Annotated in this window: 16 protein-coding genes; 11 read left to right on the top strand and 5 right to left on the bottom strand. The window is 67.9% G+C overall.

Translation table 11 applies throughout. From position 1 onward, the window contains the following. Positions 1-47: 47 nt before the first annotated feature. Entirely contained in the window at positions 48-1,073 is a 1,026-nt protein-coding gene (locus AC1Z3O_RS24360) for an AraC family transcriptional regulator (protein WP_483518430.1), read from the bottom strand. 188 nt (positions 1,074-1,261) lie between these two features. Between AC1Z3O_RS24360 and AC1Z3O_RS24355 the strand changes: the two genes are divergently transcribed. The 7 genes from AC1Z3O_RS24355 (at position 1,262) to AC1Z3O_RS24325 (ending at position 11,090) form a co-directional block, all read left to right on the top strand. Then, positions 1,262-2,395, top strand: coding sequence for an acyl-CoA dehydrogenase family protein (locus tag AC1Z3O_RS24355; RefSeq protein WP_483518429.1), 1,134 nt, complete (start codon positions 1,262-1,264; stop codon positions 2,393-2,395). Between the two features lie 77 nt (positions 2,396-2,472). Beyond that, positions 2,473-4,170, top strand: coding sequence for an AMP-binding protein (locus tag AC1Z3O_RS24350; RefSeq protein ID WP_483518428.1), 1,698 nt, complete (start codon positions 2,473-2,475; stop codon positions 4,168-4,170). Between the two features lie 90 nt (positions 4,171-4,260). Then, positions 4,261-5,778 carry a CoA-acylating methylmalonate-semialdehyde dehydrogenase gene (locus AC1Z3O_RS24345; protein WP_483518427.1) on the top strand — a complete coding sequence of 506 codons (1,518 nt, stop codon included), beginning with the start codon at positions 4,261-4,263 and terminating at the stop codon, positions 5,776-5,778. 325 nt (positions 5,779-6,103) lie between these two features. Beyond that, positions 6,104-6,997: a 3-hydroxyisobutyrate dehydrogenase gene (gene mmsB / locus AC1Z3O_RS24340; RefSeq protein WP_483518426.1), complete on the top strand. Its 894-nt coding sequence runs from the start codon at positions 6,104-6,106 to the stop codon at positions 6,995-6,997. Continuing rightward, positions 6,994-7,764, top strand: coding sequence for an enoyl-CoA hydratase (locus AC1Z3O_RS24335; protein ID WP_483518425.1), 771 nt, complete (start codon positions 6,994-6,996; stop codon positions 7,762-7,764). Before mmsB ends, AC1Z3O_RS24335 begins: the two co-directional genes overlap by 4 nt. Before the next feature lie 24 nt (positions 7,765-7,788). Next, the gene (locus AC1Z3O_RS24330) at positions 7,789-8,946 is read left to right on the top strand and encodes an enoyl-CoA hydratase/isomerase family protein (RefSeq protein WP_483518424.1); all 1,158 of its coding nucleotides are present in this window, start codon (positions 7,789-7,791) and stop codon (positions 8,944-8,946) included. Between the two features lie 545 nt (positions 8,947-9,491). Beyond that, positions 9,492-11,090: a TerC family protein gene (locus AC1Z3O_RS24325; protein WP_483518423.1), complete on the top strand. Its 1,599-nt coding sequence runs from the start codon at positions 9,492-9,494 to the stop codon at positions 11,088-11,090. Positions 11,091-11,111: 21 nt separating this feature from the next. On the opposite strand, the gene AC1Z3O_RS24320 is transcribed toward AC1Z3O_RS24325, so the two are convergent. Both AC1Z3O_RS24320 and AC1Z3O_RS24315 read right to left on the bottom strand, forming a co-directional pair. Continuing rightward, positions 11,112-11,984: a beta-keto acid cleavage family enzyme gene (locus AC1Z3O_RS24320; protein ID WP_483518422.1), complete on the bottom strand. Its 873-nt coding sequence runs from the start codon at positions 11,982-11,984 to the stop codon at positions 11,112-11,114. Then, positions 11,981-12,952 carry a 3-hydroxyacyl-CoA dehydrogenase family protein gene (locus tag AC1Z3O_RS24315; RefSeq protein ID WP_483518421.1) on the bottom strand — a complete coding sequence of 324 codons (972 nt, stop codon included), beginning with the start codon at positions 12,950-12,952 and terminating at the stop codon, positions 11,981-11,983. The genes AC1Z3O_RS24320 and AC1Z3O_RS24315 overlap by 4 nt, the downstream gene beginning before the upstream one ends. A 436-nt stretch (positions 12,953-13,388) precedes the next feature. Between AC1Z3O_RS24315 and AC1Z3O_RS24310 the strand changes: the two genes are divergently transcribed. From AC1Z3O_RS24310 to AC1Z3O_RS24295, 4 genes are all read left to right on the top strand, one after another. Beyond that, complete coding sequence (locus AC1Z3O_RS24310) at positions 13,389-14,672, top strand: alkaline phosphatase family protein (RefSeq protein WP_483518420.1); 1,284 nt, start codon at positions 13,389-13,391, stop codon at positions 14,670-14,672. Positions 14,673-14,740: 68 nt separating this feature from the next. After that, the gene (locus AC1Z3O_RS24305; protein WP_483518419.1) at positions 14,741-16,018 is read left to right on the top strand and encodes a cytochrome-c peroxidase; all 1,278 of its coding nucleotides are present in this window, start codon (positions 14,741-14,743) and stop codon (positions 16,016-16,018) included. 123 nt (positions 16,019-16,141) lie between these two features. Next, positions 16,142-16,981, top strand: coding sequence for a hypothetical protein (locus AC1Z3O_RS24300; RefSeq protein WP_483518418.1), 840 nt, complete (start codon positions 16,142-16,144; stop codon positions 16,979-16,981). A gap of 31 nt (positions 16,982-17,012) precedes the next feature. Next, complete coding sequence (locus tag AC1Z3O_RS24295; protein ID WP_483521962.1) at positions 17,013-17,786, top strand: Tat pathway signal protein; 774 nt, start codon at positions 17,013-17,015, stop codon at positions 17,784-17,786. Positions 17,787-17,905: 119 nt separating this feature from the next. Here AC1Z3O_RS24295 and AC1Z3O_RS24290 read toward each other — a convergent pair whose 3' ends face one another. Both AC1Z3O_RS24290 and AC1Z3O_RS24285 read right to left on the bottom strand, forming a co-directional pair. Continuing rightward, a complete protein-coding gene (locus AC1Z3O_RS24290) occupies positions 17,906-19,081 on the bottom strand; it encodes an EAL domain-containing protein (RefSeq protein ID WP_483521960.1) in 1,176 nt (391 codons plus the stop codon). Further along, complete coding sequence (locus tag AC1Z3O_RS24285; RefSeq protein ID WP_483518417.1) at positions 18,978-20,060, bottom strand: GAF domain-containing protein; 1,083 nt, start codon at positions 20,058-20,060, stop codon at positions 18,978-18,980. The genes AC1Z3O_RS24290 and AC1Z3O_RS24285 overlap by 104 nt, the downstream gene beginning before the upstream one ends. Positions 20,061-20,067: the final 7 nt, after the last annotated feature.

The following is a 20,067-nucleotide window of genomic DNA, read 5'->3' as shown; positions in this document are numbered from 1 at the left end:
GCGGCGCCCTTGGCCCCGGGCTGCCCGAGCGGACGGCCCGGCGCCCGCTACCCAGCCTGGGCGAGCCGGTAGGCGCCCGGGCGCGACCCCGTCCAGCGCCGGAAGGCGCGATGGAAGGCGCCCGGTTCGGCGAAGCCAAGCTCCGCCGCGATGGCCACGATGGGTTCCTCCGAATGGGTCAGCGCCTCGATCGCCAGGTCGCGGCGCAACTCGTCCTTCAGCTGCTGGTAGGTCGCCCCCTCGTCCATCAGGCGGCGGCGCAGCGACGAGGCCGACAGGTGCATATCCTGCGCCAGTTCTTCGAAGGTCGGCCAGGACTCCGGCCGCAAGGCGCGCAACTGGCGCCGGATGCGTGCCACGATGCCGGCGCGGTCGGAGTACTTGACGACCAGATTGTGCGGCGCACCACGCAGGAAGATCTTGAGGCTGCGCTCGTCGTGGCGTACCGGATGGTCGAGCCAGTCGGCGTCGAACTCCAGCGCGGTATGCGCCTGGCCGAAGGACAGCCGCCGCGAATACATGACGCGGTACTCGGCGCTGTAGGCCGGTTCGGGATAGGCGAACAGGGCTTGCTGGATAGGCACGCGCCGGCGCGCCAGCCAGCTCATCAGCCCGTGCAGCATGATCAGCATCGTCTCCTGGGCGAACACGCCCGGCGTGCGCGACGAGGACGCCGTCAGCACCAGCGCCGCGCGCCGCTCCCTGGCGCCCCGCCCCTCGGCCGGGCGCTCCAGCCGCACGCCGATGTCGTCCAGCAGCAGGCCGAAGAATCGCGCCACGCGCTCCAGCGCCTGCCCCAGCGTCTGACTGCCGGCCACGGCATGGCACAGCATGGTGAAGCTGCCGCATTTCATCCGGCGCGAATCCTGCCCGAAGAACTCATCGTCCAGCACGCGCGCCAGCTCCAGCCACAGCGCGCTGTAGCTGTCGGCGGACACGCGCGCCTGCGGCGCGTCCAGCAGGGCCGGGGCGATGCCGGCGGCGCGCAGCACCGGCTCGGGCGCCAGTCCGCGCGCGGGCAGGCCGGAGATGGCGTGGTGGACGAAACAGATGGCAACAGTGCCTTTTTCCATAAGCAGTGAGGGAAAGCCTGCCAGCCGGCGCGGATGGCGGCGCCGGCAGTGGCATACGAGTTCAGCAAGATTGGCGGATTTTGGCATAGGAGCGCCAGGCCACGCTTCCTACACTGCCCCATATCGATCGCTAACTCCGATCCGCCCCCACCCGCAAAACCGCGATCCAACCAGCCGACGCCTACGCCATGCACCACGACTACACCGAAGAGCAGATCATGATCCGCGACACCGCGCGCGCCTTCGCCAGCGAACGGCTGGCCGCCGGCGCCGCGCAGTGGGACGAGGCCGGCGCCCTGCCGCCGGAAGTGGTCGAGGAGATGGGCGCGCTCGGCCTGCTGGGCATGATCGTGCCCGAGGAATGGGGCGGCACCTACACGGACTATGTCGCCTACGCCATGGCCATCGAGGAGATCGCCGCCGGCTGCGCGGCCTGCGCCACGCTGATGAGCGTGCACAACTCGGTGGGCTGCGGCCCCATCCTGCACTACGGCACCGAGGCGCAGAAAGACCGCTACCTGTCCCGCCTGGCGAGCGGCGAAGTGGTCGGTGCCTTCTGCCTGACCGAGCCGCAGGCCGGCTCGGAGGCCCACAACCTGCGCACCCGCGCTCGTCTGGAGAACGGCCGCTGGGTGCTAGACGGCAGCAAGCAGTTCGTCACCAACGGCGCGCGCGCCGGCCTGGCGGTGGTATTCGCCGTGACCGACCCCGAGGCCGGCAAGCGCGGCCTGTCCGCCTTCCTGGTGCCCACCGACACGCCGGGCTTCGTGGTCGGCAAGCCCGAGAACAAGATGGGCATCCGTGCCTCGGACACCTGCCCGATCACCCTCGACAATTGCTCGGTGCCCGAGGAAAACCTGCTCGGCGCGCGCGGCGATGGCCTGCGCATCGCCCTGTCCAATCTGGAAGGCGGCCGCATCGGCATCGCCGCGCAGGCGGTGGGCATCGCCCGCGCCGCGTTCGAGAAGGCGAAGGCCTACGCCGGCGAGCGCACCCAGTTCGGCAAGCCCTTGCTGGAGCACCAGGCCATCGCGCAGAAGCTCGCCGACATGGCCACCCGCCTGAATGCCGCGCGCCTGCTCGTGCACCACGCGGCGCGGCTGCGCACCGCCGGCCGCCCCTGCCTGTCGGAGGCCTCCCAGGCCAAGCTGTTTGCCTCCGAGATGGCGGAAGCAGTATGCTCGGATGCGATCCAGATCCATGGCGGCTACGGCTACCTTGCCGACTACGACGTCGAGCGCCACTACCGCGATGCCCGGATCACGCAGATCTATGAGGGGACCAGCGAAGTGCAGAGGATGGTGATCGCGCGGCAGCTGTAATCCCCCGCGCGGGAATGCCGGCGACAGGCACGCGCTGCAAGGGCTGCAACGGCCGCAATATGGATGGAGACGACATCATGACCGCACAGGCTTTCCTCGAGGCGCGCGACTTCCTGCTGCGCCATCGCACCGACTACGACACCGCCTACCGCGACTTCCGCTGGCCGCAGCTGGGCACCTTCAACTGGGCGCTCGATTACTTCGACGCCATGGCGCGCGGCAACGACAAGCCCGCGCTGTGGATCGTCGAGGACGGCGGCGGCACGGGCACGCAGTACTCCTTCGCGCAGATGTCCGAGCGCTCGGCGCGCATCGCCAACTACCTGCGCGGCGCCGGCGTCGGCCGCGGCGACCGCATCCTGCTGATGCTGCCCAACAGAGTCGAGCTGTGGGACACCATGCTCGCGGCGATGAAGCTGGGCGCCGTGGTGCTGCCGGCCACCACGCAGCTCTCGGCCGAGGACGTACGCGACCGCGTGCAGCTCGGCGGCGCGCGCTTCGCCATCGTCGACGAGAACGAGGCCGCGAAGTTCGAGGACCTGGACCTGCCGCTGACCCGCTTCGTGGCCGGCGCCCCGCGCGCGGGCTGGCTGACGTTCAGCGACGGCTACTCTGCTTCCGCCGAGTTCGTGCCGGACGGCACCACCCAGGCGGACGACCCGATGCTGCTCTACTTCACCTCGGGCACCACCTCCAAGCCCAAGCTGGTCGAGCACACGCACCGCACCTATCCGGTCGGCAGCCTGTCGACCATGTACTGGGTCGGCCTGCAGCCGGGCGACGTGCACTGGAACATCAGCTCGCCGGGCTGGGCCAAGCATGCCTGGAGCTGCTTCTACGCGCCCTGGAACGCGCAGGCCTGCGTGTTCGCCTTCAACTATGCCCGCTTCGAGCCGCAGGCCGTGCTGGAAACCCTGGTGCGCTGCCGCGTGACCACGCTGTGCGCACCGCCCACGGTCTGGCGCATGCTGGTGCAGCAGCCGCTCGCCACCTATGAGATCGCGCTGCGCGAGATCGTGGGCGCCGGCGAGCCGCTCAACCCCGAGATCATCGAACGCGTGCGCCAGGCCTGGGGCATCACCATCCGCGACGGCTACGGCCAGACCGAGACCACCTGCATGATCGGCAACCCGCCCGGCCAGCCGGTCGTGCCCGGCTCGATGGGCCGGCCGCTGCCCGGCTACCGCATCGCGCTGCTCGATCCGGACGGCAAGCCGGCGGAAGAAGGCGAAATCGCCCTGCCGCTGGACGCCGGCGCGCCGGCCGGCCTGATGCGCGGCTACGCCAACAACCCCGATGCCACCGCATATGCGATGCGCGAGGGCCACTACCGCACCTCCGACATCGCGCTGCGGCGCGACGACGGCTACTACGTCTATGTCGGCCGCGCCGACGATGTCTTCAAGTCCTCCGACTACCGGCTGAGCCCGTTCGAGCTGGAAAGCGTGATGATCGAGCACGCAGCCATCGCCGAGGCCGCGGTGGTGCCCAGCCCGGACCCGGTGCGCCTGTCCGTGCCGAAGGCCTTCGTCTCGCTGCGCCAGGGCCATGCGCCCAGCGCCGAGCTGGCGCGCGACATCTTCCGCTTCTCGCGCGAGCGGCTGGCGCCGTACAAGCGCATCCGCCGTCTGCAGTTCACCGAGTTGCCCAAGACCATCTCGGGCAAGATCCGCCGCGTCGAGCTGCGGCGCCAGGAAATGGCGCGCGGCGACGATGCCGCACAGCGCATGCCCGGCGAGTACTGGGAAGAAGACTTCGCCGACCCGAAACCCTGAGGCCACGGACAGCCCCACTGCCATTCCTGACACGCCCCGACCCTCGTCCATTCCAATTCGACCTTTCGCCATTCGAAGGAGACACCCCAGATGAACGCCCCATCCACCCAGGCCGTGCCCACCGTCAAGCTGCTGATCAACGGCGAGTGGGTCGAATCCGCCGCCACCGAATTCCGCGAGGTCATCAACCCCGCCACGCAGGAGGTGCTGGCGCGCGTGCCGCTGGCCAGCGCCGCCGAGGTCAACGCCGCCGTGGGCGCGGCCCACCAGGCCTTCGCCACCTGGCGCCACACCCCCATCGGCGCGCGGCTGCGCATCATGCTGCGCTACCAGGCGCTGATCCGCGAGCACAGCAAGCGCATCGCCGCCATCCTGACCGCCGAGCAGGGCAAGACGCTGGCCGACGCCGAGGGCGACATCTTCCGCGGCTTGGAAGTGGTGGAGCACGCCTGTTCGATCGGCACGCTGCAGCAGGGCGGCTTCGCCGAGAACGTGGCATCCACCGTCGACACCTATACGCTGCAGCAGCCCATCGGCGTGTGCGCCGGCATCACGCCGTTCAACTTCCCGGCCATGATCCCGCTGTGGATGTTCCCGATGGCCATCGTGTGCGGCAACACCTTCGTGCTCAAGCCCTCCGAGCAGGACCCGCTATCGACCATGGAACTGGTCAAGCTGGCCATCGAGGCGGGTGTGCCGGCGGGCGTGCTGAACGTGGTACACGGCGCCAAGGACGTGGTCGACGCGCTGTGCACGCACCCGGACATCAAGGCGGTCTCCTTCGTCGGCTCCACCGCCGTGGGCACCCATGTCTACAACCTGGCCGGCGCGCACGGCAAGCGCGTGCAGTCGATGATGGGCGCCAAGAACCATGCCGTGGTGCTGCCCGACGCGCACAAGGAACAGACGCTGAACGCACTGGTGGGTGCCGGCTTCGGCGCCGCCGGCCAGCGCTGCATGGCGACCTCGGTGGCGGTGCTGGTGGGCGCCGCGCGCGAGTGGGTGCCGGAGCTGATCGCCAAGGCCCGCACGCTGAAAGTGGGCGCCGGCGCCGAGCCGGGCACCGATGTGGGCCCGGTGGTATCGGCGGCGGCCAAGGAGCGCATCCTCGGTCTGATCGCCTCGGGCGAGCGCGAAGGCGCCACGCTGGCGCTGGACGGGCGCGGCGTGCAGGTGCCGGGCTATCCGCAAGGCAACTTCATCGGCCCGACCGTGTTCACCGACGTGGGCACCGAGATGGCCATCTACACCAATGAGATCTTCGGCCCGGTGCTGCTGGTAATCGGCGTGGACACGCTGGACGAGGCCATCGCGCTGGTCAACCGCAACCCCTTCGGCAACGGCACCGGCGTGTTCACCCAGAGCGGCGCCGCCGCGCGCAAGTTCCAGAGCGAGATCGACGTCGGCCAGGTCGGCATCAACATCCCCATCCCGGTGCCGGTGCCCTACTTCAGCTTCACCGGCTCGCGCGGCTCCAAGCTGGGCGATCTCGGGCCCTACGGCAAGCAGGTGGTGCAGTTCTACACCCAGACCAAGACCGTGACGGCGCGCTGGTTCGACGATGCCACGGTGAACGACGGGGTGAATACTACGATCAGCCTGAAGTAAGGACGGGTTGCGGGAGGCGCCGGCATGCGGCATCGGCAAACGGCACGGCAGCGCTGCTGCGCGCGCCTGCCCTCTCCCCCGGCCCCTCTCCCACGGGGTGGGAGAGGGGAGCAAGACCTCGCGCACGCGAATGTCTGCGCTTCTGCGCCTGTTGTCGCCCCTCTCCCGCTTGCGGGAGAGGAGCGGGGGAGAGGGCAAGCGCTCGCCAGAGCGAAGGCACGCAACCTACGCAAGCCCCCTCCACCGCCCGCCCGCATCCCGCCTGCCTCCACACAACAAGAACGCCCACCCCGCTGACACTAACGAACACCCATCAGGAGACCCCATGCAAATCGCATTCATCGGCCTCGGCAATATGGGCGCCCCCATGGCGCGCAACCTGCTCAAGGCCGGCCACTCGCTGACCGTCTTCGATCTCAATGCCCAGGCCGTCGCCGCGCTGCGCGAGGCGGGCGCCGCCAGCGCGGACAGCGCCCGCCTGGCCGTGGCCGAGGCGGATTTCGTCATCACCATGCTGCCCGCCGCAGCCCACGTGCGCAGCGCTTACCTGGGCGAGGACGGCGTACTGGCCGGCGTGCGCGCCGGCGTGCCGCTGGTGGATTCCAGCACCATCGATCCCGCTACCATCCGCGAACTGGCCAAGGCCGCCGCGGCGCACGGCAACCCCATGGCCGACGCCCCCGTCTCGGGCGGCACCGGCGGCGCGCAGGCCGGCACGCTGACCTTCATGGTCGGCGCCGAGCCGGCGCTGTTCGAGCAGATCAAGCCGGTACTGGCCAGCATGGGGCGCAATATGGTGCACTGCGGCGGCACCGGCACCGGCCAGGTGGCCAAGATCTGCAACAACCTGATCCTGGGCATCTCCATGGTCGGCGTGGCCGAGGGGATGGCGCTGGGCGAGAAGCTGGGCATCGACCCCAAGGTGCTGGCCGGCATCGTCAACACCTCCACCGGGCGCTGCTGGGCCTCGGACACCTGCAACCCCTACCCTGGCGTGATCGAGACCGCGCCGGCGGCACGCGGCTACAGCGGCGGCTTCGGCGCGGCGCTGATGCTCAAGGACCTGGGGCTGGCGGCGGACGCCGCGCGCAGCGTGGGCCAGCCGCTCTTCCTGGGCGCGCAGGCACAGCAGGTCTACCAGTCCATGACCCAGCACGGCGAGGGCCAGCTCGACTTCTCGGGCGTCATCCGCCAGTACCAGGGGAAACCGCAAGCATGATCGAACACGTCATCGACGGGCATACCGCCCGCCTCACACTCAAGCGCCCACCGGCCAATGCCTTCCACGCCGAAGGGCTGGAGCAACTGCGCCAGCTGGTCGCCACGCTCAACGACGATGCGCGCGTGCGTGCCATCGTCATCACCGGCGACGGTGCGAAATTCTTCAGCGCCGGCGCGGACCTGAACGGCTTTGCCGACGGCGACCGTGCCAACGCGCGGCTGATGGCGCAGCGTTTCGGCGCCGCCTTCGAGGCGCTGCAGAACGCGCGTCCCGTGGTGATCGCCGCAATCAACGGCTATGCCATGGGCGGCGGGCTGGAATGCGCGCTGGCCTGCGATATCCGCATCGCCGAGGAACACGCGCAGATGGCGCTGCCCGAAGCGGCCGTGGGGCTGCTGCCCTGCGGATGCGGCACGCAGACGCTGCCGTGGCTGGTGGGCGAAGGCTGGGCCAAGCGCATGATCCTGACCAACGAACGGGTCAACGCCGCCACCGCCTTGCGCATCGGCCTGGTGGAAGAGGTGGTGCCGGCGGGGCAGTCGCTGGATGCCGCGCTGCGCCTGGCCGAGCGGGCCGCCTCCTTGCGTCCCCGCGCCGCCGCCTACAGCAAGCGCCTGGTGCACCTGGCGCGCGAAGGCGTGGCGCGCGGCCCGGCGCTGGCGCTGGAGCGCGAGCGCTTCGTCGACCTGTTCGACGGCGAGGACCAGCGCGAAGGCGTCAATGCCTTCCTGCAGAAGCGCGCGCCGCAGTGGCGTGGCGACTGAACGCGCCAGACCGGAACCATGACCATGCGAAGCAACCCTGCCAACACCCCCGCCGCCGGTGACGGCGGCACGCCCGCTGCCGAAGCGGAAGTGCTGTTCGCCGAAATCAACGGCGTCGGCGTGATCACGCTGAACCGGCCGCGCCAGCTCAACGCCCTCTCCTATCCGATGATCGGCGTGCTGGCCGAGCGCCTGCAGGACTGGGCCGCGCGCGACGACATCGCCGCCGTGCTGCTGCGCGGCGCGGGCCCCAAGGCCTTCTGCGCCGGCGGCGATATCCGCGCGCTGTACGACAGCTTCCACGCCGGCACCCCGCTGCGCCAGCAGTTCTTCGTCGACGAATACCGGCTCGACTACGCCCTGCACCGCTATCCCAAGCCCGTGGTCGCGCTAATGGATGGCATCGTGATGGGCGGCGGCATGGGGCTGGCCCAGGCCGCCCACCTGCGCATCGTCACCGAACGCTCGCGCGTGGCCATGCCGGAAACCGGCATCGGCCTGGTGCCTGACGTAGGCGCCAGCCACTTCCTGTCGAAGATGCCGGTGGAACTGGCGCTCTATGTCGGCCTGACCGGCGTCTCGCTGGGCGCGGCCGACACGCTGCTGTGCGGGCTGGCCGATGTGGCGGTGGACAGCGCCACCCTGGCCGACGTCGATGCGCTGCTCGCCGCCATCCGCTGGAACGGCGACCCGCTGTGCGCGCTGCGCGCCGCGCTGGCGCCGCAGCCCATGGCAAGCGCCGCCGACGCGCCACTGCTGCCGGTCCTGCCCGCCCTGCTGCGCCATTTCCGCGCCGATGCGAGCCTGCCGCAGCTGCTGGCCAGCCTGGCCGGCCTGGCCAGCGAAAGCGACCCGGCCAGCGCCGGCTGGGCCACCCGCACCATCGACACGCTGCGCAGCCGCTCCCCCCTGATGACGGCCGTCACGCGCGAACTGCTGCTGCGCGGGCGCCGGCTGGACCTGGCGGACTGCTTCCGCATGGAGCTGGATGCGGTCTCGCACGCCTTCACCGATGGCGACTTCATCGAGGGCGTGCGCGCGCTGATCGTGGACAAGGACAACGCGCCGCGCTGGCGCGTGGACAGCGCGGAGGCGGTCGACGCGGCGAGCGTGCAGCGCTTCTTCGCCAGTCCCTGGGCCCGTGCCGAGCATCCGCTGGCGAGGCTGGGGATGCCCGCCTAGCCCCCGGACCTGCTCCGGACTGACGGTTTGGCCGTTCCCGTTGTGAGTGCGATGTGACATCGCATGCCGACTCATCGTGTTCGGCCAGCAAGCTGGCCGAACACCCGCCACCCGATGCGAAGCGAGGCGTGGCGTCTTTACCCTGTCGTATGCGGCGAGGGGGGGTTAAGCCGCATCCGACGCGCCTTCTTTGCCTACTTTCTTGGCAAGACAAGAAAGTAGGTCGGCTCCCCGCAGGGGAGTCGAAACAGGCCTTTGGCTAGAACGACCCGCGCCGATTGAACGAGCCTAGGCCGGCTCCCCCGCAGGGGGAGTCGAAACAGGCCGTTGGCCCCACCAGCCAACGCCCCGCCCGTGCGGCCCGCTTGCGGGTCGCCAAGCGAGTGCGGCCCGCCATCGCATCCCACCCCTGCATCGCCCCGATTCCAGCACCCCGCGTGGCCGAGATGGCTTGGCTGTCACAGCCTTTCCGGTAAAGTAGCCGAAGCAAGCCGCCCCGCTTCCTGGGAGCGGCGCACCTCACTTCCCGACCGGAACCCAAAACCATGGACTGGCTGACTGACCCATCACTCTGGATCGGCCTGGCGACACTGGTCGTGCTCGAGATCGTGCTCGGCATCGACAACCTGATCTTCATCGCCATCCTGGCCGACAAGCTGCCGCCCGCCCAGGGCGACAAGGCGCGCGTCGTCGGGCTGTCGCTGGCGATGCTGATGCGGCTGGGGCTGCTGTCCATCATCTCCTGGCTGATCACGCTGACCCGGCCACTGCTCTCCCTCGGTACGCTCTCGTTCTCCGCGCGTGACATGATCCTGCTGGTGGGCGGGCTGTTCCTGCTGTACAAGGCCACCGCGGAGCTGCACGAGCGCATGGAGGGCATTTCCGTCGCGGCTGGCGAAAAGCCCGCCCCTGCGGGGTTCTGGACGGTGGTGATGCAGATCGTCATCCTCGACGCGGTGTTCTCGCTGGACTCGGTGATCACCGCGGTCGGCATGGTCAACCACCTCGGCGTGATGATGGCCGCCGTCGTGATTTCCATCGGCGTGATGCTGTTCGCCTCCAAGCCGCTGACCCGCTTCGTCAACGCCCACCAGACCGTGGTGGTGCTGTGCCTGAGCTTCCTGCTGATGATCGGCCTGAGCCTGATCTCGGAGGGCCTGGGCTTCCACATTCCCAAGGGCTATATCTATGCCGCGATCGGCTTCTCGATCGTGATCGAGTTCTTCAACCAGGTGGCGCAGCGCAATGCCCTGCGCCACGAGGCGCGGCGCCCGATGCGCGAGCGCACCGCCGACGCGGTGCTGCGGCTGCTCGGCGCACGCCGCGCGGAACACCAAGCGGCCGAGCAACACGCGGCGCAGCCGGCCGGCGCGATGCCTGCCTTCGCGCCCGAGGAGCGCAGCATGGTGAGCGGCGTGCTGACGCTGGTCGAGCGTTCGGTGCATTCCATCATGACCAACCGCACCGATCTGTCCTGGGTCGACCTGGACGCCACCCCGGACGCCCAGCGCCAGCAGATCCTGGCCGCGCCGCACAGTTTCTTCCCGGTCTGCCGGGGCCAGCTCGACGACATCGTCGGCGTGGCGCGCGGCAAGGACCTGATCTGGGACCTGACCAACAAGGGCAGGATCGACGCGGCGGCGCTGCGCCCGCCCATCATCGTGCCCGAGTCGATCGGCATCCTGCCGCTGATGGACACCCTGCGCGCCTCGCGTGGCCAGCTCGTGCTCGTCGGCGATGAATACGGGGTCATCCTCGGGCTGGTCACGCCCGTGGACATCCTGGAGGCGATCGCCGGCGAGTTCCCCGACGAGGACGAGACACCGGACATCGTGCCGGCCGGCAAGGAGCACTGGCGCATGGACGGCGCGGCCGATCTCCACAGTGTGGAACAGGCACTGGACACCAGCCTGGGACAAGCCCCGGATCGCGACCGCCCCTACGCCACGCTGGGCGGCCTGCTGCTGGCCCACTTCGGCGCGCTGCCGGCTGCCGGCGCCACCCTGGAGCTCGCCGGTTTCCGTTTCGCCGTGACCGAGGTCTCGGAGCGGCGCATCGAGCGGGTCGACGTCAGGCGGGTGGGCGCCGCCGCGCCAGGCCAGACGTTCGGCCAGGCAGAGGATTCCACCGGCCCGAACGGCTGAGGGCTGAGGGCTGCGCCCGCTTCAGCGCACCGCGCCGTAGATGCGGCGGGCGTCTGCCGCGTCGGCGAGGGGACGGCCCAGTACCCGCCCGCCCTCCGCGGCCTGGGCCACCAGCGCCGCATTGGCCGGCGCCCGGCTGCCGTCGCGCAGCAGCAGATTGTTCTCGAAGCCCACCCGCACATGGCCGCCGAAGGCAGCCGCCGTGGTCACGCAGGCGTTCTCCTCGCGCCCGAAGGCGCAGACCGCCCACGGCAGCGTGCCATCCGATACCTGCAGGAAGGGCAGCAGGTCGCGCGGCGATGACACCTGTCCCGCTGAATAGCGACCCAGCACATACAGCTCCGACCACGCGCCCGGCGGCACCATGCCGCGTGCGCGCAAGGCCTGCCAGCGCGCCACGTCGGCCGTGTCGTACAGGATGATCTGCGTCATGATGCGTTCGCGCGCGAGCCAGGCCAGGAAGGCCGCCAGTTCCGCCTCGGCGATCTCGGGCACGGCGATCTCGCGCAGGCCGATGGAAACGGCCTCGGGCCGCAGCTCGCGCACCATCGCCATCTGCTCGGCGGCACGGTAGACGCCGGCCGCCTCGCTGGTCACCTGCACCAGCAGCGCCTCGCCCACCGCCTGCTTCACCGCCGCCAGCGCCTCGCGGTAGGTCTGCGCGTCGAGCGAGTGGCGGCCGTCGGCATCGCGCACGTGCATGTGCATCATGGCGGCGCCGGCATCCAGGCAGGCCTTGGCCTCGGCAGCCAGCGCAGCGGCCGTCAGCGGCACTGCCGGGTGGTCGCTGGCACGCTTGTAGGCGCCGTTGGGGGCCACCGTGATGATCAGCGGGGAGTCGGCCAACGGCGTGGCGGGAAGTGAAGCCTGGGAAGGCTGGGCGGTCTGGGTCATGGCTGGATCTCGGGCAGTTCGGGGGCGATCAGGTCGAGGCCGGCGCGCAGCAGGCGGTCGTAGCGCGCGCGCTCGGCGGCGATGGTTTCTGGTGTCCAGGCATAGAAGCCCTCGCCGCGCTTCATGCCGTGGCGGCCGTCGGCGGCGCGCTCGGCGAGGCAGCGCGCGGGCTCGGCGTCGTTGCAGAAGGTCGGGTACATGGTGGCGCCGGCCGCGGCATGCACGTCGATGCCGGCATGGTCGCGCTGCAGCACCGGGCCCGCCGCCAGGAAGCGGAAGCCGAAGCCGAAGCGCACCGCGGCGTCCACGTCCTCGGGTGAGGCGATGCCGCGGTCGATCAGGTTGAAGGCCTCGCGCGACAGCGCATGCTGCAGGCGGTTGGCGAGGAAGCCCGGCAGATCCTGGCGCACCTTGACCGGCACCATCGCGCAGCGCCGCATGAAGGCGATCAGCGCGTCGGCGCAGGCCTCGCTGCTGCCCTCGCCCATCACCACCTCGACCAGCGGCACCAGATGGGCCGGCATGAAGAAGTGCAGGCCCAGCATGCGCTCGCACGTGGCCAGGCCGGCGCCGATGGCGCTGATCGGGAAGCTGGAGCTGTTGCTGGCCAGCACGGCGTCGGGCCGCGCGCGGCGCTCCAGGTCCGCGAACAGCGCCTGCTTGATATCGAGCCGTTCAGGAATGCACTCAATCACCAGGTCGACCGTGGTCCAGTCGATGGCGTCAAGGTCAGGCGCCACGCGCAGCGCGGCGGCACCGTCCTCGCGGCCGATGGCGGCCAGGTTGGCGGCAACGCGTGCCGGCAGCGCCGCGGCGCGGCCGCTGTCCGGCTCCACCACGGTGGTGTGGCACAGCGCGCGCGTCAGCACCACGGCGACGTCGGCGCCCATGGTGCCGCCTCCCACCACCACCGCGTGCGCGGTGCCGGGGCGGGCCAGCACGGTGGCGGCTTCATTCGGGTTCTGCATAGGGTCTCCTCGAAAGCTGGGGGGCGCCCACCAGGGTGTCCGCGCTGGGCGCTGGGAATGGGCCGCAGTGTAGAGAACCCGCTTTGATTGAGGAAGTCGAATTTATGGATTAAATGATCTGCAATCCAGATCAATATAACCTCTCGTCGACCATCCCGCCGCACACTGCCCGCCTGCCAAGCTCAATGGAGGCGGCATGCGGCCGACGCCCTCATGGGCGTTCCTGCCTCTCCGTCGCAACCTCCTGCGCGTCTTCGCGGCCCATCACTGCCGAAGGCCGCCAATGGTGCGGACAGCACCTCGGAAAACTCACATCGCCGCATCAGGTGCGTTTGTGCTGTCACGAAACAAACATACACGTTTGTTTATATTGCGCCCTTGCCAGGCCATGAGCCAATGGGCTGGCACCAAACGGACAAGAAAGAGGACCGTCCCAATGCACAAATTTCTCCGAGCAGGTTGGCTGGCCGCCGCCTGCGCGGCCGTCGTCGCGACCCTGGCCGTGGCCGCATGCGGCTCCGACACCGACAGCAGCAGTCCCAATCCGCCAGCCGTATCGACGCCTGCGCCGAAGTCCATCCAGTCCATCAAGCATGTGTTCGTCATCACGCTGGAGAACCAGAACTACGCCACCACGTTCGGCAGCGACTCGAAGGCGCCTTATCTCTCCAAGACCCTCGTGAGCCAGGGCGCGCACCTCCAGCAGTATTTCGGCACCACGCACGTCAGCCTCGGCAATTACGTCGCGATGCTCAGCGGCCAGGCCGTCACCGCGGACACCCAGAACGACTGCATGGTCTACAAGGACTTCACCCTGACGGGCATGGCTGACCACGGCCAGGCCATCGGCAGCGGCTGCGTCTACCCCGCGTCGATCAAGACGCTGCCGGACCAGCTCAAGGCTGTGAACCTGAGCTGGAAGGGATATATGGAAGACATGGGCAACGATCCTGCCCGCGAGTCGGCCACCTGCGGCCACCCTGCCCTGAACACCCAGGACAAGACCCAGTCCGCGCAGGCGGCCACGGCCGGTGGTGCGCCCGCCGACATGTACGCCACCCGCCACAACCCCTTCATGTACTTCCACTCGATCATCGATTCGCCGGATTGCGCGACGAACGTGGTCAACCTCAACAAGCTGAGCGGTGACCTGAAGGCAGTCGAGACCACTGCGAACTTCACCTTCATCACGCCGAGCCTGTGCAACGACGGCCATGACGCGCCGTGCGTCGACGGCGCGCCGGGCGGACTGGTGTCGGCCGACGCGTTCCTGCAGAAATGGGTGCCGCTGATCATGGCATCGCCCGCGTACCAGAAGGACGGCCTGATCATCATCAACTTCGACGAAAGCTCGTTCGCGACGCAATCGATGGACACATCGACCACGCCGCCGACGATGAACCTGGTCTTCAGCGGACAGAACTGCTGCAACCAGCAGCCGGGCCCGAACGTGACGTTCCCGATCACGCACAGCTATCCCGCGTCGCTCACGCACGCCCCCTACAACATCAACCTCATCACCCAGAGCCACGGTGGCGACCGCACCGGCGCCGTGCTGCTTTCGCCGTTCATCAAGCCGGGAACGGTGTCGACCACGCCGTACAACCACTACTCGATGCTCAAGTCGCTGGAGGACATCTTCCAGGTCGGCGGCTACCTCGGCTATGCCGCTCAGGAAGGCTTGGCCACGTTCGGCACCGACGTTTTCACCAACCTCTAGAAAACGGCCGTAATGGTGTGACAGCCGGCCGCCGGGATTCCCCCCCCCCCCGGCGGCAGCCTCCCGACATGAACTTCAGTCTCCCCTTCAGCCTTCCCATCGCGCGGCGCGGCGGCGCACGCCGCGCCGCCGCGCTCGGCTTGCTGCTGCTGACCCTGCTGGCCGGATGCCGGCCGAAGGATGCCGCGCCACCACCGGCCGATACGCCGATCGCTCACGCACCGGACGCCGCCGTGCTCGCCCGGCTGGGCAAGGCGATGTTCTTCGATCCATCCTTGTCCGCCTCGGGCCGCCAGTCCTGCGCAAGTTGCCATGATCCCGCCTACGGCTACGGACCGCCCAATGGCCTGGCCGTGCAACTGGGCGGTCCGGACCTCGATCGCCAGGGCAAGCGCGCCGCGCCGGCCTTGGCCTATACGCTGAACCGCGCGCCGATCTGGCACAAGGTGCAAACGGCCAGCCTGACCGAGCGCTTGACCGAAACCGATAACCCGCCAACCGGCGGCCTGATGTGGGACGGCCGCTTCGACAGCCTGCATGCGCAGGCCGGCGCGCCACTGCTGGACCCCAACGAAATGGCCAATGAGAACCGGGCGGCGGTGGTGGAGAAGCTGAAACGGGCGGCCTACGCCGATGCATTCCGCGCTGCCTTCGGTGCGGCCGTGTTCGACAACCCCGACCAGGCCTTCAATCTCGCCATGGGAGCGCTGGAGCGGTTCGAGCTCGACGACCCCAGCTTCCACCGCTTCGACAGCAAATTCGACGCCTACCTCGACGGCAAGGCGACGCTCAGCGCAGCGGAAATGCGCGGACTGCGATTGTTTGCCGACCCGCAGAAGGGGAATTGCGCTGCCTGTCACCTGATCGACAAAGGCGCGGACGGCTCCCACCCGCTGCTGACCGATTACCAGTTCGCCGCGCTCGGCGTGCCGCGCAATCCGGAGATCCAGGCCAATGCCGATCCCGCCTACTACGATCTCGGCCTCTGTGGCCCGCAGCGCAAGGATCAAGCGCACCAGACCGCGTATTGCGGCATGTTCAGGACACCGAGCCTGCGCAATACCGCGAAGCGCGGCGCATGGTTCCACAACGGACGATTCCACCGCCTGGACGATGTGGTGCGCTTCTACGTGGAACGCGACCTGCATCCGGCCAAGTGGTACGGCCGCGACGCGCGCGGCAAGACCGCGGCCTATGACGACCTGCCGCCGTCCTTGCGCGGCAATGTGGACGACTTCGACGCACCGCTCGACCGCAGACCAGGCGACCGGCCGGCCTTGAACGATCGCGAAATCCAGGACGTGGTGGCATTCCTGCGGACGCTGGATGATGGCTTCCGGCCTTGAGGTGGAAATGCCCCGCCCTTCATCCCGCAGGAATCACCGGTGCTCCGCGCACCACAGCAACCGGGAAAGGCTCGTTCCCATTCTTCCGAGCCACTAAGCGCTAGCCCCTCACTTTCCAGTCCTATGAATCGAAATGCACCCCCGCTCCGTCGCCGGACCTTCCTCGCCATCGGATCGGCATTGACCGCGTCGTCGGCGCTGTCCGCCTGTGGCGGCGATGGCGGAACCGATGGCGGAACCGTCGCCGCCACCCCGCTCAGCGATGCCGAACTTCGTGCGCAGATGATCGGCAAGCTGACGGCGCAGCTCGGCGATGCGGCGACCGCCAACGCGATCCAGCCAGCCTTGATGGACATCGGCTTCACCTGGGACCTGCCACAGATCCCGGCCGCCCAGGTCGATACCATCATCGCGTATAGCTTCGGCAATCGCCCCAATGCGGCTAGCGGGAACACGTCCAGCACCGCTGGCAACCAGGCGGCCATGCCGGACCCGGGCCCCGTCAACGAGGCGCTTGCCGATGCCGTCCACCAGATCTATCAGCTGAAGCCGGCCAAGGTGTACGCACAGTGGGAAATTGCCCGCTTTCTGGTGTCGAAGTACCAGATGAGCACCAATGTGCTGACGTCGATCGAGCCGGTCGTTGCCAGCGATGGCTCCATCGTTTACCTGAGCACCGATGGCGTCGCAGCCGCCGTGGTCACGCGCGCGGGGAGCGCCGCCGCGTTGGGCAATGTGGCAGTGGTCGGCCACCGCGATCACGCCAAGCGCTGCATCCAGACCACGCAGCTACAGGGCATGAAGGCCTACGCGGCCAAGGAAGTCCCGCTGCCGGTCACCTATGACCCCCAGTCCGGCCAACCCTGGACGCGCAGCCGGAGCCTCTATCTCGTACACGATATGTTTGCGCAAATGATGATGCAGTCGATGCTGCTCACCAAGAAGGCCTATCCCAATGGCTGACGTTACCCGCTTGCCCAAGACAACCGACATCATGCCGACACGCCGCAATTTCCTGGCCTCCGCCCCAGCGCTCGCAGCCTTGTGTACCATCAGCCCACCTAGCTTCGCCGACGGCGCTCCGATCTCGGATGCCGAACTCCAGCATCAGATGCTGGGCAAGCTGACCGCGGAATTGAACGACGCCAGCGTCGCCACCATCGAGAGCGGCTATCTGTTCGACGTGTTCTTCTCCTGGACCGCACCGCCTGTCGACGTCAGCCAGATCAACACGATCGTTGCCTACAGCTTCGGCAACCAGGCTGCATCCGCCAGCACCGGCAACATGCCGACTCCAGGCCCCGTCAACGAGCAGATCGCCGATGCCGTCTTCCAGCTTCACGCGAAGACTCCCGCCCGGATCTATGCACAGTGGGAAGTCGCCAGCATCCTGGCCTCGAAATATCAACTGAGCAGCGGAGCCGTCATCTCGGTGGCACCACCGGTCGTCGCCGCCAATGGCACCGTTACGATGCCGTCGCTCGACGCGGTGGCTACCGCAATCGTCAATCAGGCAAGCACGGCCTCCGCCCTGGGGAACGTAGCCGTCGTCACGCATCGGGACCAGGCTTCGCTCGCCGTCCAGACCTCGAACGCGCACGGCATGAAAGCCGCGGTGCCGGCAAACCTGCCCCTGCCTGCGCTGTACGACGCAACGGCGCTGCAGGCGAGCAACCGCCGCCGAGACCTTTACCTGCTCAGCAATCTGGGCGCTCGGCTCGGCGCGCTGAGACTCGCCTTGATCGCCAAGGAGTACCCGAACGGCTAGTGCCCTGATCTGCAAATATGCAGGCAAGGTGAAATCGTCCGCTTGCCTGTCATGCTAGGTGTGAGGAGGCGCTATGGCGGTAGCGATGGCGCCTCCTCACGGGGCTCACCGGCGCGAAACTACCCCACGGACAGAGCGGCAACCAGTTCCTGACGTGCGGCGCCGTATTCAACGCTGCGGGTACCATGGTTCACCGCAGCCCCGGCCAGCGCCTTCTGTATCCTCGGATCTACCGAGCCGAAGGGAAACGGCACCGCCATTTCCCTGAAGGTTTTCGGCAATGACGGGAACGAGGCCAACCACGCGAATGAAGATGGATCAGCCAGACTATCGGCTTGCTGGCCGTCGGTCATATTGATGCCTGCTCCCCGCCCGAATGCCGTCACCTCGCCAAGGAACAATTCGAGATGTTCCTCCCAGACCAACAGCCTGGCGAGTCTTGCGAGCCGGCTGTTGGGGCGATGCCGGTCTGGCAGAACGGGCGGGCGTCTCGTTTCCAACCACGCTGTCATCTGCGACGCCGGCATGGGCCGGGCGATCACGTAACCTTGGGCAGCGTCGGCGCCCAGCAGCGTCACCGCTTCCAGTAGATCTTCGTTCTCCACCCCTTCTACCACGACCGACTTTCCCAGCGAATGCCCGAGGCGTGTCAGCTGAAAGATGAAGCGCAGCACCGTGGAGGAATCCTCTCCGGCAAGGGCCGTGATGCTCCGATCGATCTTGACGGAATCGAACGGCAACCTGCGCAGGCGAGTCAGGCTGCTGTGCCCGGCCCCGAGATCATCTTCCGCAAGATTGACGTTCAGTGCCTTGAACCTTGCCAGTTCCTCTGCGACATCCACCCCACTCGGCACGTCATCCGTTTCGAGAAGCTCCAGGGTCAGTCTTTCCCCCGGGCAGCCGTGTTCAAGCAAGATCCGCCGTGTCGCATCGTAATATCGGCTGTCGCCCAGCGCCTTGGGCGGCAAGTTGATGGAGACATCGATATCCAGGCCGCGCTGCAGCCATCCGCTTCTCTGTGCCAGCGCCTTGCCCAGCCCGCGCACATAGAGTTCCAGGAAGTCGTCCGAGGACAGCACAGGAAGGAACACCCCGGGCACCAGAAGCCGATCGCCGTCCCACAGGCGCGCCAGCACCTCTACCTTCCTGACCTCGCAGCTGCCCAACTCCAGCAGCGGCTGGTAGTACATTTCAAGCGCATCCGATCTCAGCAGCGTAGTCCAGCGCTGCCGCGTCGCATAGGGAACGGTGTACGTGCGCCCTTGATGGACTTCGATCCGAGCGATGGCAAACACCAACAGGTTCTGCAGACTGCGAGATGAAGGCAAGCTGGTCAGGCGCCGTATAGCCACCCGGAAAGGCACTATAAAGGGTGAGGACAGCCATTGGGGCGGCATCGGGCTGGCACAGCGGGATTGCCGCACTCGAGCGAATTCCTCTTTGCGCTGCGAGCGCTCTCCATGGGCTCATCCTCGCGTCGGTAGCGAAGTTGATGCAGTGCTCCACTTTGCCGCTATACCAAGCCCTGCCCGTCGGCCCTCGTCCCTGCGCACGATTGCCGGTCATGATCGGGCCCGCCTCGGACTGTTCGAGCGCAGCGAGATAACTTTCCACGCTGCTGCCGGAGACGGACTCGAAGCGAAATAACCCCTGCTTGTCAGGTCGGCCGAAGGAACAGCCGACAATCTCCTCGTGAGCGCCCAGTACCTTGGCGGCATTCCCGATCAGGTCAGTGTAGCTGTCCGCTTTCCACGCCAGCTGGGTAATATCAACCAGCACCTTGTTGCGCGCGGCTTGCAGCTGCTGGTAGGCCTCCATCTGCCAGGCCAGATCGCGGATCAGGCGCCTGACCAGGATGGATAGCGCATCGCCATGCAGACCGACATTCACGTGGCGCCGAACAGACGCGTGAAGGATGTCCTGGCTGCACACCAGGTCCTTTCTTTGCAGCCCCGCGATAAAATGAGCCCGTCCTACCTGCAAGGCGATGGCACGGTGCTTCGCCGCCGTCAGATCGGGCGCAGCGAGCATCAGCAAGTTCTCGATCTGCAGCGACTTGAAACGCTGGAGTTCGGAATCGGACAAGGCCTCGATCAGCCGTCTTGCATCGGCAAGGCAAAGCAAGCGGCTGTAGAACTCGTCGGCAATTTCGGCAGCTCTTTTCCGCAGTGCTTCGCCCATCGCAGCCAGCGCCGGCGACCAGGCCGGGCCATACAATTGGGAAGCATCGTCCAGCGATTCTTTTCCTCCCTGCGAATCAGAATGGCTCGGCATTTCTTTA

This window comes from Cupriavidus sp. 09_S30, assembly GCF_056930435.1.
Note: the sequence above shows the minus strand (reverse complement) of the source record. Positions and strands in the feature narration are given on the sequence as shown.